Source organism: uncultured Gimesia sp. (assembly GCF_963972345.1).
Lineage (GTDB): Bacteria > Planctomycetota > Planctomycetia > Planctomycetales > Planctomycetaceae > Gimesia.
The window spans coordinates 1-16575 of record NZ_CAXAVM010000160.1 but is presented as its reverse complement, the minus strand read 5'-3'; the positions used below and the strand labels follow the sequence as shown (position 1 = coordinate 16575).

The following is a 16575-nucleotide window of genomic DNA, read 5'->3' as shown; positions in this document are numbered from 1 at the left end:
TAAAACGCAGGGAGCAGGGTCGTCACAGTGTCAGGCACATAAAGGGAATCGCAGGTTAGTGCAAGTCGGCAATGTATTCGATCTTCTGACCGGGAACCAGTCGATCACAATCGATTGTGAGGATGGGAGCTCTGCCTCCCTTCGCAATGCGGAAATGTCGTGATTCGCCCGGAAGCAGGCCCTTTAGCGATTTTTCTGACCGGACTCCGTCGATCGCGGGGAACGCATTAAAGTATATCGGTGCTATCCCTGTGTTCTCAATCTCCAGTTCGCTGGCTGTTGAAGATGCAACAAAACGATTTATCTTGAATCGGTAGCCACAGTCCATCCCGGCTTGACGAATCACCTCCGCATTCCGATACCTGGGCTGATCATCCCCAATGATAAACGATACATGAAACTTCGCGGCTTGTTCAGCGAAAGCGATTCCATAGGGGCCCTGCGGAGCAAGCGCTTCCTGCTGGTCCTTCTTCTTGAAGAAACTGAATTCTCCCCCCGTTGGGGCGTGTTTCCAGCGGTCCCTGCCCAGGGTACGCCAGTTGGGTTCATTCTCCTTTTTGTGTCGCCGGTGATTAAACGAATCGTCGAAGAGTCCAAAGGATAATTCTGAAAGCACGGTTTCTTTCGCGAAAGGCGTATGGTCTCCAGCGGCATCCACTGAAATCATCCAGGGGGTCTCTCGAAACTGAGATGTGAGATGTTTCGAGAAGGCGAGCTGAAAGTCTTTATCCGGAAATGTCTCCCCGGGCTTCATGGGACCATCATAGATATGATATTCCGCCCACAGCCCGAACCCGGCCTGCACGAAAGCCAGTCGCGGGTCGCGATCATACTTCTCAGCAAACCGGGTATAGAACTCCAGCACAAAAGCTTGCCATTCCTGGTTTGACCAGTCGGGAAATCCCGTTAGCTTGTTTTCGCTCTTTTCCGTGATCTCGCGATAGTTGGGAAGTGCCTTGATGAAGGCTGGAGCACCTGTCGATTCACCGACATAGGTATCATGCCACCTCAGAATTGCCTGGTGCTTTCGTCCAGCGATCTCGTCGAGAAGACTCTCAACCGGTTGCCAGTTGTATTTCCCTTTTTCCTGCACAACCTGATTGTACTTTAAGTAGGCAAACTCCAGCTGAATGGGAGCGGTAGAAGCAGCCTCATTTGTGCTCCACAAAACGATACCTGTCATCGGCTGGACATTCACAATATTCGATTGTAACCGTTGAGGTCGCAATTCATCCGCAGCCAAATCTAAGGACATAACACCCAGAAAGAATAGAGTAGTAAAGAACCTGAGTTGTGAACACATTCTTGTTACCTTATCCGGGAGGTGATATTCGACAATTGCAGTGTAAATCTACCGTGTTGCTGAAATGAGTCGGGGTAATTCAACTGAATATGCAAAAGCGCCCAAGCAGTTCGCGAAAGTACTGATCATCAGAGAATACCCGATCGCATTGAATTTCATGAGATTCCGTAATTTTCACGTTTCGAATAAAGATACATACCCAGATTTGATTCTTCAAGAACAATTTGAACTGAGCGACTTCGTCTGGATCAAGTTCCCCACATCTTTCGCGACTACCAGATCGCCTATTGTTCGGGGAAATAGTCATGCCGCGAATCAATCTGTTCATCCTTGTATCGTCACAAAAAATCGTAAGTCGAATACATTAATTGCCCCCAGATAAAAATCAATATAGTACAGTCTCATCACGCTGATTAACGACTTCACTGTAACTATCGCCAACTGGGCTATCCGCCGAAGATGCGAGCATCCGCGGCTCACCGATCGTTTGCATTCAGACTGTCGAGCATTTCTATCAACGCATCCACCATCTTCTCCGAGGCGTCGAGTTGCACCTTGTTCACGCCGATCCAGGTTTCGTAGCCGCCGAGCCGGTGCTGCTCGGGTGTCGGCAGATATCCATGCGAACCGTTGGCGATGGAAATATTCATCAGCGGCTGGATCGGGCTGCGCTGCTTGAGTTCCAGTCCGATCTCCGCAAACACCTCGAACGGCATCGCAGCGACAGCCAGATCGCCGATGCGGTGCGTCTGCACGACCACGTCGATGGTCGGAGGTATCTCAGGCGAGTCGTAGGCGAGTACAGTGCGGTAAGTGCTGTAGCGACTGGTACTCATCGGTTTGATCTTCTTGGCTTTAACCGCTTCAGCCCATGTCACCTCCTCTTTGGTTGGGTAGCGTCGCTCGAACGTCAGCGTGCGTTGCACCGATGAAAGCTGCACATGATCGTGCCACTTCAGCGACTGATGCACCTGCATCACTCTCTCCGCGCACAGGTGAGCCACCTCCCGGGCTTTCTCGAAAGGCTGATACCGCTTTTTCGGCTGCGGGCCGCGCTGCTTTAACTCTTCCTCGGAATAACGCGCGATGTTATTCACGTCGCCGCTGGTGCCGTTGGCCATGATGCCCACAAAAGGCGGATCCTGATATCGGTCGGCACCAAGCAGCTCTCCCATGCGGTCGGCGAAGATCGCAAAATAGTCGGCAGAAATCGTATTCGCCGGCACGCCGCCGACGTAGTGCAGTCCGTAGGAAGCCAGCAGTGCAATCGGCTTTCCGTCGGTCGACTGCACCGCAAGGAATGTGATCTGCGGATCGACAGGACCGGCGGGCCTCAGCAGACCGCTGTATCCGGGATTCGTGTCGACCTGTTCGATGTTATCGTGGGCACCGTAGATTGTGCCGCGACTGGGCATCAGGAACCACCGACGATTGAACACCTGCGTCGGTTCCTCGGCGACACCCCAGCCGATTCGCGCCGGTTGGAGTTGATTAACGGCGCGCTGCACGCCATCGGCGATCCGCCGGGTGAGAAACGCGCGGTAGTCGTAATATGATTGTCCCTCACTGTCATCCAGCTTGGCGCCGCTCGAAGTGTGCGTGTGTGTCGCTGAGACGAGCACACATTCCGGCGGAATGCCGGTCGACTGCTGAATGATCTGTTTGGCGTTGACCACGACCTCGGCCGAAATGTGCCGCAGGTCGCAGACCACCAGCGCCAATCGGGACTGACCATCGTCGAGCACCAGGCAACGGGCATGCAGTTCGTCATGCACGTGCGTCGCCTGCCGCTTACTGGTGCGAGCCGTTGGGTTCGGGACGATCGGCGGCGTGATGTTGCTCATCGCGGCGCCGGCCTGAAACGTCGGTTCGTCCGACATCGCGGCGTCGGCAAACCCCAGTGAAACAAATGCAAGACACAGGCTTGTGAAGATAAGGTGACGTTGGATTCGCATGGCTGTTATTCTTTTCGTCTTGGTTGAGAATGTGCGAGAGCGGAACCGGATATTGCGTTCATTGACATCGCTTAATCGGGACTTCCCATGTGGGTTGAGCGTGGAACCGATCCAGACTCGCAACCTTCCCGATTATAATGACAACGCCTTCCCGAGTCTAATTCGTGTGGATGATTCACAGCTTTGACGTCTTCCAGCCCGAGCCTCCGCCTCACCCAATCACAGTCTGAGGACATCGGGAAAACTCGATCAAGAGACGAGGGGAGAGATAACCTTAATCGGAACGTAATATAAAAATCAGGATTCTGGGGCAGTTGAGAATGAAGCCCTGATGTCCACCAGGCATTACATATCGAATAGACCGCTTCCTGCATTGCAGCCGTTAACGATTTCAGGATTTGGCGGGGATCTCTGCAATCTGTTTCGTTGCGATGCCCACGGGGCGGTCCAGTGGAATGCCCGCGCAGGTCAGCAGGGTTGTTAACAGGTCGCCTTGATTACCTTTCACATCCGGCAGGAAGCGTCCCGTGTTGATCGCACCGCCGCCGCTGCCCGCGAGGATGAAGGGCAGGTTGGCCCGGCTGTGCCTGTCGCCGTCTTCCAGGCCCGAGCCCCACATCATGATGCAGTTGTCGAGCAGTGTGCCGTCGCCTTCTTTCAGGCTGTGCATCTTGTTGACCATGTAGGCAAACTGGTCGATATTGAATTTCGTGATCGCGGCGACTTTTTTGACCTTCTTCTCCTGGCCGTTGTGGTGCGTCTGGGAGTGGTGCTGGTCATTGAAACCGAGTTCCGGATAAGAGACGCCGTTCGGGGTTGAGCCGATGTAGGTGCAGACGCGGGTCGTGTCGGTCTGGAACGCCAGCACGTTGAGGTCGCACATCACCTGCATGTACTCGCTGCGTTTGTCTCCCTCGGGGATCTTGATCTCGATGGGGGGAGAGTCGGTCTTGTGACTGCGACTCGGGCGGACTCCCGCCTTCTCCAGAGCCGCTTCTTTCTGTCGCATTTCAATGGCCGCGATCCGTCGTTCTACCGAGCGGACACTGTCCAGATATTGATCGAGCTTGCGCTGATCAGTCTGTGACAAGGTGCGACGCAGATCGCGGGCGCCGCCGATCACCAGGTCCAGCATGCTGCGGTCTAAACTGCTCATCCTGCTTGCTGCCAGTCCGCCGCCCTGTTCCTTCTTGTGGAACAGACGATTCAGCACGTTGCGGGGATTGGTCTCGGCAGGAACCGCCTGCGTCGGCGAGCGGAAGCTGCAGTGCGAATAGTAAGCCTCGTTCAGTCCAGCCTGGTTTTCCTTCCACGTTTGCGGCATCGTGGCCAGTTCCAGGGAAGGCAGGGCAGTAAACGCGCCCAGCGAATTCGCGGCAATCTGGTCGGCGGAGATGGAGATGCTGATTTCGTCCCGCTTATCCGGATCGGGTAATGCCGCGGTGAGCCACGTCGAGAGTTCGAGTGCGTGTGGTGCGCCTCGAAAGGGACCGTTGGATACGCCGGCGATGCCCTTCATCAGCAGACACTGATCGAGCACCGGCCGCAGTGATTCGAGGGCAGGGGGCGGCGAAGTCAGAAAACTTTTCGCATCTTTGGGCCAGAACTGATCCATGATCACGCCATGCGGCATATACATGAACCCCATTCGGACCGGCGGCTTGAATTCATGTTTCTCGCTGGCTTCGGCCCAGCCCATGACATCCAGCAGAGGCAAGGCCAGGGCGGCTCCCAAGCCTTTCAGGCAGGTGCGACGATTGATTGCTTTATAATTGCTCATGGGAAGGCTTTCGGGTGGGTTGCAGAGGAAAACGGGTTTGCTGTACGATGGCCTGCTATTTCGTCATACAAATCATCTGGGATTTAGTCCGCTTCTCATTCAATGCGACGATGCGTAAAAGGATAACTTGTGACGACCTCAGTGATCAGCGTCTGCATGCGATAGTCGTCCTTCGCGATCTTCTGCATGAGCTCATCAATCACAATTTCGTCATACCCTTCCAGGCGTCGGCATAATGCATAGGCTAACAGACGCTCGACCAGATTGCGAGAAAACTTTGCGTTGTGGTCGGCGATAATGGTTTTCAATTGTTTGGGGTTGGAAAAATTCCTGCCTCCCGGAAGCTCACCTGAAGCATCGATGGCCTGACCGTTCTCGTCCTGGTCGCGCCAGCGTCCGATGGCATCGAAGTTCTCCAGGCCAAACCCGATCGGGTCGAGTAAGCGATGGCAATTGGCACAGACTGCTTCGGAGCGATGCAGTTCGGTACGTTCGCGGAGCGTCAGGTTGGCGATCTGTTTTTGATCCTGTTTCTCCAGCGACGGCACATCGGGCGGGGCAGGGGGGACATGATCCCCGAGCACCTGTTCCAGCACCCACACACCTCGATTGACGGGACTGGTGCGGTTGGGGAACGAGGTCGCGGCCAGCACGCCCGGCATTCCCAGAATCCCACCGCGATTGTCGTCGGTCAGTTTGACCTTGCGCATCTCGGGGCCAGTGACCGTTTTTTCCAGGCCATAGATCGTAGCCAGGTTTTCATTGAGAAAGGTGTAATCGCTGTCGATAAAATTCGAAACGCTGCGGTTCTCACGCACGATGCTTTCGAAAAAGAGGCGGGCTTCATCGTACATCGCCGTGCGCAGGGCGGCGTTCATTTGCGGGAATTTCTCAAGATCAAAGGTTCGCTCTTGCAGATTTCCCAGCTTGAGCCACTGCGCACCAAAGCCATCAAACAGGGCCCGCGAGCGCACATCCATCAGCATCCGCGTGACCTGAGCTTTCAGGACCGGTGTCTCGTGGAGTTTTCCCTGGTCCGCCAGCGTCATCAGCTCATCGTCGGGCATGGTAGCCCACAACAAATAAGACAGGCGCGAAGCGAGCTGATAATCATCCAGGGGCACAATCCCTTTTTCGGCCTTGATTTCCTTGGCCGGAGTAATAAACAGAAACTGGGGGGAAACCAGGATCGCCTTGAGCATCAGCCGACAGGATGCCTGGTAGCTGAGGTCGTTCTGTCTTCCCAGTTCAAATACCTTGAGCAGAACATCGGTTTCCGCATCAGAGGGAGGCCGTCGATAGGCGTTTCGCGCCAGTGAGCGGGCCACCTTGCGGGCCTTTTCTTGCGTGTCACTCTCGGACGTCGGCGGTTCCCCAAAGAGTTGCTTTTGTATTTCTGTCGGCGGTTCCCCTTCCGGTGCCAGGACCTGATTCAACACGTTTTCAGAGATCGTCAGATACTGTTCGAGTTGCAGCGGGGAGAGCGAATTGAGATATCCTTCGCCGCTGACTTCGTCGGGCAGACTGGCGACGATGTTGGGATCGACGCCCAACAGATCGTGCAGCGTGTTGCCATATTCCGTTTTAGTGAGCCGCCGAATGACAAACGGCCCTGGATCTTTCGGGCTGAGATACTTCACCTTCTGCTGCCATTCCGCAAACATCTGGCGTTCTTTGTCGGACGGCTGGTCCATTCCTTCCGGCGGCATGTCGTGCGCTTTGACCCGGGCCGCCGACTTCTTCCACTTCTCACTGAAGGCAGCATGGCCTGGACTTCGCACTGCCGGGTCAAAGCTGAGACCGGCTTCCGTCGGACGTCGATTCTGGTGACAGTCGATGCAATATTTTTTAATGAAGGGAGTGACGCGTTTACTGAAGAACTCTTTGGCATCCGCTTTCTGTGCCGCCAAGGTTTTGTCCTCCTTGGACTGAGCGATACCAATGTTCGGGTTGAACCACAGGATGCCGAGTACCATTACGGTAATCGCGCTGCGGACAAAATGTGGCTGTGTGATTGTCATTCAAAAACTCCTCAACTCCACTAGCAGCAATCTATATATAAACGCATTATAGTTTATGCATATGTTGGTGTAAATGAGGGGGTAGGGAGACGGGGCGTGTTTGGAGGGAGCGCAGTGGCTGATACCTTTTACATCTGAAAAGAAAGTCAGCAGGCGCGACCTGCAGTCTATCATCCTGCACCTGACAGGGGTGGATCCGCGGAAACCGAAGATCCCCATACCAGGGGGCAGTTCAGAGATTGAGCTGCGCGGTGGATGAGGATCATTTTCGTGCGGGGAGTGATCGAAATGTAATCAACAACAATGCAAAATAAAAAAACTTTATCAGAAATTTCAATGACGAGTTCTTACTTCTAAATGAACAAGAAGAATACATCATCATAAGTGTGAGATTTCTTCATCGAAGATTCGATCAAACTCAATATCAGGAATAATATTCCAATCGTTATCTATTTCGCAAAGGCGTAGAGCAAGCCTAAATGGCATCATGAGAAGATAAATCATTTTTTGATCCTTCCGCAAAGACGAATCTTGCTTAAGCCATTCGAGGCAGTTTCTTTTTAATTGCACAATCTTCTTTTTTCGTTCCTTTAGGCTTATCAAACTGAATCTATGTAGCATGTGCCCTTCCACTTCTCCTATAGTTTCTGAATCAATTGCATATGCATAGTAGTCTGCCACAATGAAATGCTTGAATGCTGTGAGAAGTATCCCTTTTTGAACCGCATAGAACTCACCAACTAAAACATGCGCATCTACCAGCTTAGACAGGTTACGATCGGCACCAGCAAGAGAATGAATATCTTCGAGTAGTTTTTCGAGCCCTTGCCTTTCATTCAATCGTATCTGAATCATTAATTGTTTCATCATGATCGAGATTCGTCTATCGTCATCTGTCTCATGCATACACGCTAAATTAAATGCATTAGCAGCTTGGTCATATTGCCCACGATCCTCATAGATTTCTGCCATCACCCATGAAGAGTCAGCTATGTACTCTGAGTCTCCTGACGCAATTGCATTTTTCATGGCAAGTGTGCGATACTGACGCGATTTTCTCTTCTGTCCTAAAGACTCATAGATTTCTGCAATTCGTGTATTGTACTCACATTCAAGTAAGGGAGTATCAAACAAGAATAAATAATCGTTTAAGTTCTCAAGTGCTTCCTCTGACTTTCCGTTATGAACTAGTATATTTGTATAATTCGATCTAATTGTTGCTTCTAGTTCAACTGTCTTATACTTTTTAGACTCTTCCAGTGCGTGTCTGTACAACCTCTCTGCGGACTTTGGCCGGCTTCGCCACCAAGCCAATTCACCTAATGTTTCCAAGCCTCTTACATAATACTCATACATATTATTTTTCTTCGCAAACTTGTTAAATTCTTTAACAACAGCCTCTGATTCATCATACTTCTCAGCTTGACAGAGAGCACAAGCTTGACTGTAGATTGCATCGAATGCAGACTCATAATCTTTAGACTTGATTGCTTCTGCAGCTGATTCGGTAAAATACTTTGCCGCATTAATATGGTCCGAAACACGATTATAGTACTCTGCAGTATTGTTGAGAAAAATCTGAAGATTGGGAGATCGAGATTCTCTTCCATCTCTTATCGACTTGAGTAATAAGTCTTCCACTTCATCCAGCGTCTCTTTCTCCATTAGGCACGTTCCTAATTGTGCCAATATTCGCCCACGTGTTTCCAAGTCATTCTCTTTTTCCGCAAGCACTGTATAGTTTCGCAGCATGAGTATACCGGATTCACCATTTCCGTATTCCTGATATTTCGTAAATGCCCCCTCGTGAAGAATTTTTATCGAATCCCAATCTTGTTTAAAGCAACTTAATGCTCGTTGATAGGACTCATTTATTTCTAACTCGGAGAATCCATTTTCGATAAGTAAAAACATCCTATCTCGCCAAAAAAGGCCAGCTAAATTTTTTGCAGCTCGCCTTTCGGCTTCTTCAGCAACCTTCCTCAAATAGCTTGTCGCACGTTTGGGAGCATTTTCAATTTGAAGATATGACACGGCAATGTTTAATTGACATTTATATGACCAGAATTCAATTCCGTACTTAATGGCAAGTTGATAAGCCTCTCGTAAACGTTTTCTACCTTCTATTACCTTTTTCTGTAAAAGTAACATTGCGCCTATATTGTTTAGAGAAGAAAGTGCTTTATTCCAATGCCCATAGTCTTCCCGAATCTTAAAAGCATTTTCAAAAGCCTTCTGAGCTTCTTTATGTCTCCCTATTCTATTGAGAACAACACCTTCATTACTGAATGCATCAGCCACAATGTCTAAGTATCTTTCGGGACAAGCGATTTCTTGCGATTCACGAAACAAATGGAGAGCGCTCTCATAATCTTTATATTCAATCTTTAGTAATCCTGTTTTCAATTTTGCCAGGGACTCACCAAATGCATATCCGATCTCATTTGAGACATCAATTGCTTTTAGCAAACAGCTCTCTGCAGCTTTAAGATTGCCCAGATCTAAATAAATATCTCCACAACAAATCTTTACATTTACATATTCTTCCAACCTCTCAGATTTCTTGTGTAGGTCTGCACATTCAGAAAGTAATTCTATTGCTTCAGATGTTGAATCCTCGATCAGATGAAGGGCTAAGTGATATTTCGCATCGGCCAAGCTTTTCGAATCATTTTCAGATTTTGCAACATTGACGGCACGCCTGATAATCTGATTCGCTTTATTTTTATTACCGAGACACTCCTGAGCGTCGGCTTCCAGTATGTAAGAATTAACTACTCCCCAAGCACATTTCTGACGCTTACTAAAAAGACGAAGTTCTTTACAACAAACAAGTGCTTCTTCAGTTTTATTACATTTAAGTGTGTATTTAATACACGCGTGTAAATATTTTATGCGTTGAGATGGATCAAATTGTTTTAGCACTTTTGTTTTATTATATTCTAAGATGCAGTCACAAAATATTGCTTCCCACTCAGGATGCTTCTCCCAAGATGCTAGTTCGATGAATATCTCAACAGATTTCCAATACTCACCCAGTTGAAGAAAGTGCCAAGAGATCTCAGCAGCCACATCAGGGTGAATTTTTAATGGATGAAGGGCTTTCAACCACTGCTCATGCATGGATTTCTTAAATTCTTCGGATGACAACAAGCTACGCTTTACTCGACGGGGAACAGAAAGGGTCCCTTTTTTACTTATTAGAACCCTCTTTCTTAGAAGGAATTTAATATCACGATCCCATTTTGCATCTGGTATAAACCTCTTCAAGGAAGAAACATTTACCTTACCCATGCTAGTAGCGATAAGCCCGAGAATTTGCTGTTTATCAGGAGGAATCACCTCTACAACACGAGACTCAGTTTTTGATACGGTGATTTTTTCATTAATGAGGCTCAATACTTCCACCATTATTGATTCATCAGAAGTCGTTCCGACTTGCATACTTTTATGATTGCGAGAAAGTTCTGCACTCAGATTAGCAAACCCACTCTGAACCAGATCTTGTAGATTAGCTTGAAATCCACCTATTGTATTTATGAGCTCTTTTGTAAGACCTTGGAACTTATTTTCTCTAATCAAGGAATCTGTAAAATTTGGATAATATTTTCCTAGAACAACTGGATTTTGCTCCAGTAGATCAATGATGTCGTCCCAAAATACGACCTCGACAGTGAAAAGTCCCTTAATTACATGTCGTGTCGTAATCGTTCGAGCGAGCTGCTGAAGAACGGCGTCTCTAGGACCAGTTGTCGCAAGAATAAATTCTTTCAAAGCAGGTTCGAATGTCAGTGCTTTTTTTACTTCAGAATTTAATTCTTCTTTTGAAAGTTTATTTTCTAGGAAATTATTTTTTCCCTTACATTGCACACCATGCCATGTAACCTCAGATTTCAAAAACCCGTAAATATCAACTCCATGTTGAGCCTGACCACTTCTACCATTTTTTTTTGTTTGAGGATGACACCAGATTTCAGCCCAAAGATCTCGGCAAAGAGATTCAAAATCCTGCCATTTTAGAGGTGGAGGTATTTGTAAATCTGTAAAGCCAAACATTGTCTGTGCTCATCCGTTGCTTAACATCAATGAAGAATTAACTACAAGCTATTAGTATATCATTCAAGTGATGTTTCACAACAAACTCATATACTGAGACATACTTAGTCGTGATTCTTAGGCGCCATTAAATGATAAAGACATCAGCCTTAGATTTATCCACAGGACTTCTTGAATGTCTCCTGTTTCAACAAGAGTACCCGGAGAGCAAGTCATGAATCCGAATCACTTACCGCTAGACGATTCTTCGCCTTATCACGATGCGCTCGCACAATGTATTGATCACTGGGGACTCGTTCCCGAGAAGACGTACTTAGTCCGCGATGGCGTCAATCACGTATTTGCTACCGAATTCGTGGATGGTGAGCCGGTCATTATCCGCATCAGTGACGGGGCGTTCTGCAAGTGAGATGAGGTGTGGAGAGAATTGCTCTGGCTCGAACATTTAATCGCGCGGACAGATAAAAACGTCCGGAGCCTTAAAACGATGATGAAAAACAATTCCAATTCAGCCAGGCCGTTCGGATTTCTCGAAAAGTCTTAACCCCTTCAACACCTTCCTAGGCAAGGGCTCCACGGTTACTTCAATTCCTGATAATCTTTTCCATTGAGGCTGCGGATCACAGATCGCATCCAGGCATCCAGTTCCTGCTGCATCCGTTTTACCCGCCTGGTCTGTTGAGGATTTTGAGAAAGATCGGTTTTTTCCATTGGGTCATCGCTTAGATTGTAGAGTTCGAATCTGGTGCCGTTGATTCGATGCAGCTTCCAGGGCCAGTCGGTCCAGGCGGCATGCCCGGTTGTGGTCTCTTCAGGAAACTGGGGGAATTCATCGACGTCTTTGCGCATGCGGACGGGATCATGTGGTAAGGGGGCGCCGGCCTGTTGCTTTTCCATGATCGCTTTCTGAATCTGGTCGCTCCGGGTTCCCTGGCCGCCCTGTAATTTGTGCCAGAAACCCATCGGCTTACTCCGTTCGGCAACCGCCCCCGAAATGATGCCGCTCACATCCATGCCGTCCAGCGGATGCGGCGCGTACAACTCCAGTCCGGCCAGTGACAGGAGGGTTGGATAGATATCAAAGGTCGCCACAGGGACCGAGGTGCGACCTTTGAGCTGGCGTGCGGGCCATTCGATGATGCCCGGCACGCGCAGGCCCCCTTCGTAGATGCTGCCCTTTTTCTCACGACCGCCGGACGTCTCCTTGACCAGCCCGCCGTTATCACTGCAGTACCAGACGATGGTATTCTCCGCCATGCCCATTTCCCTGAGTGCGCGTCGCAGACGTCCGACCTGCTGATCTAGCAGCGTAATCTCGCGGTAGTACCCCGCATTCGGTTTGCCCTGGTAAAGGCTGGCCCCTTCCGGCACTTCCGCGTGTGGGGCGTGCGGAGAGGGGAACCAGACGACCGTAAAGATGGGGCGATCGCCGTCCTTGTGTTTCTTGAGGAACTCAAGTGTATCATCCATCAGGATGACCGAGCCCTTTCCCTGACGATGTTCGATTTTTCCCATGCGGCTCAGGTAGGGATCGTTGTCGAAAAAGTTGAGGCCGATCACCCATTCATCGAATCCCATGCCACTCGGATTGCAGGGCGAGTCGGGTTGGCCCGAACCCAGGTGCACTTTACCGAAAATGCCGGTGACATATCCGGCCGCTTTCAGCGTTTCCGCGATGGTCTGCTCATGCGGACGCATGTAGCGGCCATGATTGGTGACTTTGGCCCGATTCGGATTCCGTCCGGTCATCACGCTGGCACGGGTCGGCGAACAGACCGGCGCACCGGCATAGAAGCGGTCAAAGACGAACCCGTCCTGTGCCATGGCATCGAGTGACGGTGTCTTGACAAACGGGTGACCATTATATCCGGTGTCTCCCCAGCCCTGGTCATCCGCCATCACCAGAATGATATTGGGTTTGCCGGATGTATCCGGCTTGGCGGCAAATGAGACTCCTGTCGCGACCAGGCTAAATACGGCTCCCATTGCTGCTAACAAAACACGTCGATTCAGCATCATTGTCTCTTTTCTACATTGAAGATCAAATCACATTGGAGTGTTATTTACGTTTATGAAGTTCTGCCAGCATCTCCAGCAGATTGTCGGTCAGGATCACTGATGCATCTTTCTGGACGACATTTGTGCCGAGCCATGTTTCATAACCACCGAGCCGATGCTGTTCGGGAGTGGGTAAGTAGCCGTGTCGTCCGTTGGCTAAGCCGATGACCATCGTGTGCGCGAACGGGCTGCGATCCTTGAGTTCCAGTCCGATCTCAACCAGTGTTTCAAAGGGAATGCCCACAATGGCATAGTCACCAATGCGAATGGCCTGGATTGTCACGGTGAGGGAGTCTTCTTCCCGTTTGTAAGCCTGGACCACTTTGCGTGCATAGTCGACGGCTTTTTTAGGCAGTTTCGCGATTTCGTTCTTGTCTTTCAAAGCGATCACTTTTTGTGCTGCGGTCACATCTTCAGCAGTGGGGCGTCGGTATTTCAGGTCGACCTTTCTCTCCAGCATGTCGATGGAGATATCGCGTTCGTGGTTTTCAATTTTCCTGTAAGCAAAATAAGCGGTATCGGCGGCTTTACTCGCCACAATCCGGACCTGCTCGAACGGCTCACGCGGGGGGCGGTTCACGAGAAAGGGGATGTTATTGATATCTCCTGAGGCGCCATTGGACATCATGGCGACGAAGTCCTCGCCCGCGCGCAGACGACTGGGCATCAGGCGGGCGAACTCGCCAAAGTAGTCTGCTGAAGCATGCCTCTGGGGAATGCCTCCCACATAATGCAGCGCATAGTTGGCCAATAAGGCCAGCGGTTTTCGCTTCTGATCCTGAATGGAAAGGACCATCAATTCAGGATCGACAGGGCCGGCGGGCCGCTCCAGCACAGCCGCGCTGGTTCCCGGATTCATTTTCACGATGTCCATTTTTCCAAAGGGATTCGCGGGCATCTTTCCGGGCTGCAGAAACCAGCGTCGATTAAAGACTTCTTCAGGCAGATCATGAGACGCCATGCCCAGGGAAGCGGTCTGCTGCTGATCGAACGCCTGAATGATGGATTGGGCAAGTCCTTTGATCAGAACGTCCCGGTAAGCGACATCCCCCGGGGAACCTTCCGTCCGGTTGGAAGGCGGAGTTGAGTGCGAATGCGTCGATGAAATCAGGATGCGATCAACGGGTATGCCCGTTTTCTTAGAAGCGATCAGTTTCGCTTCGTTCAGCATTTCGGGGGGAGCGCCGAGTGCATCGAGTACGGCAATCGCAACAATGGTCTTGCCATCATTCAGGACGATCGCTCGGGCATGCAGCGGATCATGGACAGCGTTTTGATCCATCGCTTTTCCACTTCGCAGGCTGACAGGGAACTGTTTTGGTGAAACATCGACCGCGGAGGCCCCTGCTTTTAGTTGCCCCGACTCGGCCATTACCTCGCTGGCAGGTTTCGTGGCACAACAGACGAGCAGGGTCAAGAAAATGGTTCGCCAGTACATAGAATTCTCTTTCAGTCAAATGGTCATGGTTTTCCGGTTCACCGATTATTAAAAATAAACTGCGCTTTCCAGAGTCGCATTCGTTTGATGAATCCTGGATCATCTGTTGATTGATATGTTAGCAAACAAGCGCACCAGAATCACGAATCAAAATTCAGGGACTACCATCAAACCTGGATGCAGAACGAATTATGAATTTGCTCACATTTCGACATGCTGACTCAATTGACGTATCACGAACAGTTTATGTTATAATCGGAATTCTACCTATAACCATAAACCGGCTCTGACCCAAAATATTGGCCACTCAAAGATTCAACAGGAAACCCACCATCATGACATCCAGCTCAGATACCACCCGCCGCGATTTTTTGAAAACATCTGTTGCAGCCGCGTCCGCTTTTGCCGCACCGGCTTTTGTCCGCGGACAGAATTTGAACTCGCAATTGCAGTTTGCGGGCATCGGCACCGATGGCAAAGGGTATTCCGACATCAAGAACATCGCCAGCCACGACAAAGTGAAATGCGTCGCCTTTTGCGATGTCGATTTGGCGCGGACAGAGAAGGTCAAACCTCTGGCACCTGACGCGCCCATCTACCAGAACTACAAAATAATGCTGGATGAACTGGGTGATAAAATTGATGCGGTCTCGGTTTCCACTCCCGACCATACTCACGCCATCATCAGCATCGACGCGATGCAGCGCGGGAAACACGTTTACTGCCAGAAACCGCTGACACGCACGGTTTGGGAAGCCCGCCAGATGCGACTGCAGGCTAAAAAAGCAGGTGTCATCACACGGATGGGCAACCAGATTCATTCGCACTCGGCTTATCGCACCGCAGTAAAAGCGATTCAAGACGGCGTCATCGGAAAAGTCACGGCCGTGCATTCCTATGTCGGTACGACAGGGCATGGACGCAGCGGGTTGCTTAACAGGCCTGCGAATAACGAAGCGGTTCCGAAAACACTGGATTGGGACCTCTGGGTCAGCGTGGCCCCCATGCGTCCTTACGGCGGAAACCGCGTCTACCATCCCTTTACATGGAGAGACTGGCAGGATTTCGGCTCTGGAGCCATCGGTGATTTCGGCTGCCATTTACTCGACCCCGTGTATTCAGCCCTTAAAATTACGGGCGACCCTGTGAGCGTGCACTCGGAACACACCGGCATGAATGATGAAGTCTGGCCCGCACAGGAAACCATCAAATACGTCATTCCCGGCACGCAGTATACGGCTAGCAGTCTGCCGATTTCCTGGTACGATGGCGGACGGCGGCCCGACAGCAGAATTGCCAAACTATTACCCGGCCAGTCTCTGCCGAACGGAGGCTCCATTTTCGTCGGTCAAAAAGGCAACATGATTCTGCCTCATTACAGCCTGCCGTTTGTTAACATCGAAGGTGTTAATATCGAACCGGTGGAAAGTCTCGACCATTATCACGGCTGGGTCGATGGTTGCCTGTCCGGAAAACAGCCCACCGACGGGTTTGAATACGGAGGCCATCTGACCGAAGCCGTGCAATTAGGAAATGTTGCCGCGTTCTTCCCCGGCGAAACACTCGAATTCGATGGCAAAGCGCTCAAGATCACGAACAACTCGGAGGCCAACAAATACCTGACGCGGGACTACCGCACCGGCTTTGAAATCGCTTCGATTTAGACTGTCACATTCCTCAAGATAGAAAACGCCTTGTATGCAGTCTTTTGATATGCGCTGTTTTATCGTTTTACTTGTGATTCTGTCCGGGGCGAGCACCGTGCTGGCTGCCGATGCGGAGATGGCGAAGCACATCACCGTTCCCGCTGGCTGGAAGGGGGAGCAGATTACGCTGCCCCCTTCCTTCGCCAGAGAAATGCAGTTCAAAGGGACTGAAGAAGCCCGGTTTTCGCCGGGCATGTTTCAGGAAAAATCGGACACGTTTTTCTCCTACTTCTTCGTATTTAAAATTGATCCCGGCAG

10 protein-coding genes are annotated in these 16575 nt (G+C 50.3%); 3 read left to right on the top strand and 7 right to left on the bottom strand.

Annotated elements, in window-relative coordinates; genetic code table 11:
- Nucleotides 1–55: 55 nt before the first annotated feature.
- The 5 genes from AACZ40_RS21610 to AACZ40_RS21590 all read right to left on the bottom strand — a co-directional run bounded on the left by AACZ40_RS21610 (nt 56) and on the right by AACZ40_RS21590 (nt 11115).
- Nucleotides 56–1255 carry a hypothetical protein gene (locus AACZ40_RS21610; protein ID WP_291174535.1) on the bottom strand — a complete coding sequence of 400 codons (1200 nt, stop codon included), beginning with the start codon at nt 1253–1255 and terminating at the stop codon, nt 56–58.
- Nucleotides 1256–1779: 524 nt separating this feature from the next.
- Complete coding sequence (locus tag AACZ40_RS21605) at nt 1780–3258, bottom strand: neutral/alkaline non-lysosomal ceramidase N-terminal domain-containing protein (RefSeq protein ID WP_291174533.1); 1479 nt, start codon at nt 3256–3258, stop codon at nt 1780–1782.
- 391 nt (nt 3259–3649) lie between these two features.
- On the bottom strand, nt 3650–5038 hold the full coding sequence (locus tag AACZ40_RS21600) for a DUF1552 domain-containing protein (RefSeq protein ID WP_291174531.1): 1389 nt from the start codon (nt 5036–5038) through the stop codon (nt 3650–3652).
- A 95-nt stretch (nt 5039–5133) separates the two neighbouring features.
- On the bottom strand, nt 5134–7059 hold the full coding sequence (locus tag AACZ40_RS21595) for a DUF1592 domain-containing protein (protein WP_291174529.1): 1926 nt from the start codon (nt 7057–7059) through the stop codon (nt 5134–5136).
- A gap of 378 nt (nt 7060–7437) precedes the next feature.
- Nucleotides 7438–11115, bottom strand: a complete 3678-nt coding sequence (locus AACZ40_RS21590; RefSeq protein WP_291174527.1) for a tetratricopeptide repeat protein — start codon at nt 11113–11115, stop codon at nt 7438–7440.
- Between the two features lie 214 nt (nt 11116–11329).
- Here AACZ40_RS21590 and AACZ40_RS21585 point away from each other — a divergent pair, with 214 nt between their 5' ends.
- Entirely contained in the window at nt 11330–11524 is a 195-nt protein-coding gene (locus tag AACZ40_RS21585; protein WP_291174525.1) for a hypothetical protein, read from the top strand.
- A 170-nt stretch (nt 11525–11694) separates the two neighbouring features.
- Here AACZ40_RS21585 and AACZ40_RS21580 read toward each other — a convergent pair whose 3' ends face one another.
- Both AACZ40_RS21580 and AACZ40_RS21575 read right to left on the bottom strand, forming a co-directional pair.
- The gene (locus AACZ40_RS21580; RefSeq protein WP_291174523.1) at nt 11695–13134 is read right to left on the bottom strand and encodes a sulfatase-like hydrolase/transferase; all 1440 of its coding nucleotides are present in this window, start codon (nt 13132–13134) and stop codon (nt 11695–11697) included.
- Between the two features lie 40 nt (nt 13135–13174).
- The gene (locus AACZ40_RS21575) at nt 13175–14611 is read right to left on the bottom strand and encodes a hypothetical protein (protein WP_291174521.1); all 1437 of its coding nucleotides are present in this window, start codon (nt 14609–14611) and stop codon (nt 13175–13177) included.
- A 335-nt stretch (nt 14612–14946) separates the two neighbouring features.
- Between AACZ40_RS21575 and AACZ40_RS21570 the strand changes: the two genes are divergently transcribed.
- Together AACZ40_RS21570 and AACZ40_RS21565 are read left to right on the top strand one after the other, a co-directional pair.
- The gene (locus AACZ40_RS21570; RefSeq protein ID WP_291174519.1) at nt 14947–16275 is read left to right on the top strand and encodes a Gfo/Idh/MocA family oxidoreductase; all 1329 of its coding nucleotides are present in this window, start codon (nt 14947–14949) and stop codon (nt 16273–16275) included.
- A gap of 34 nt (nt 16276–16309) precedes the next feature.
- On the top strand, nt 16310–16575 hold a 266-nt coding region (locus AACZ40_RS21565; RefSeq protein ID WP_339675802.1), incomplete at its 3' end, for a hypothetical protein.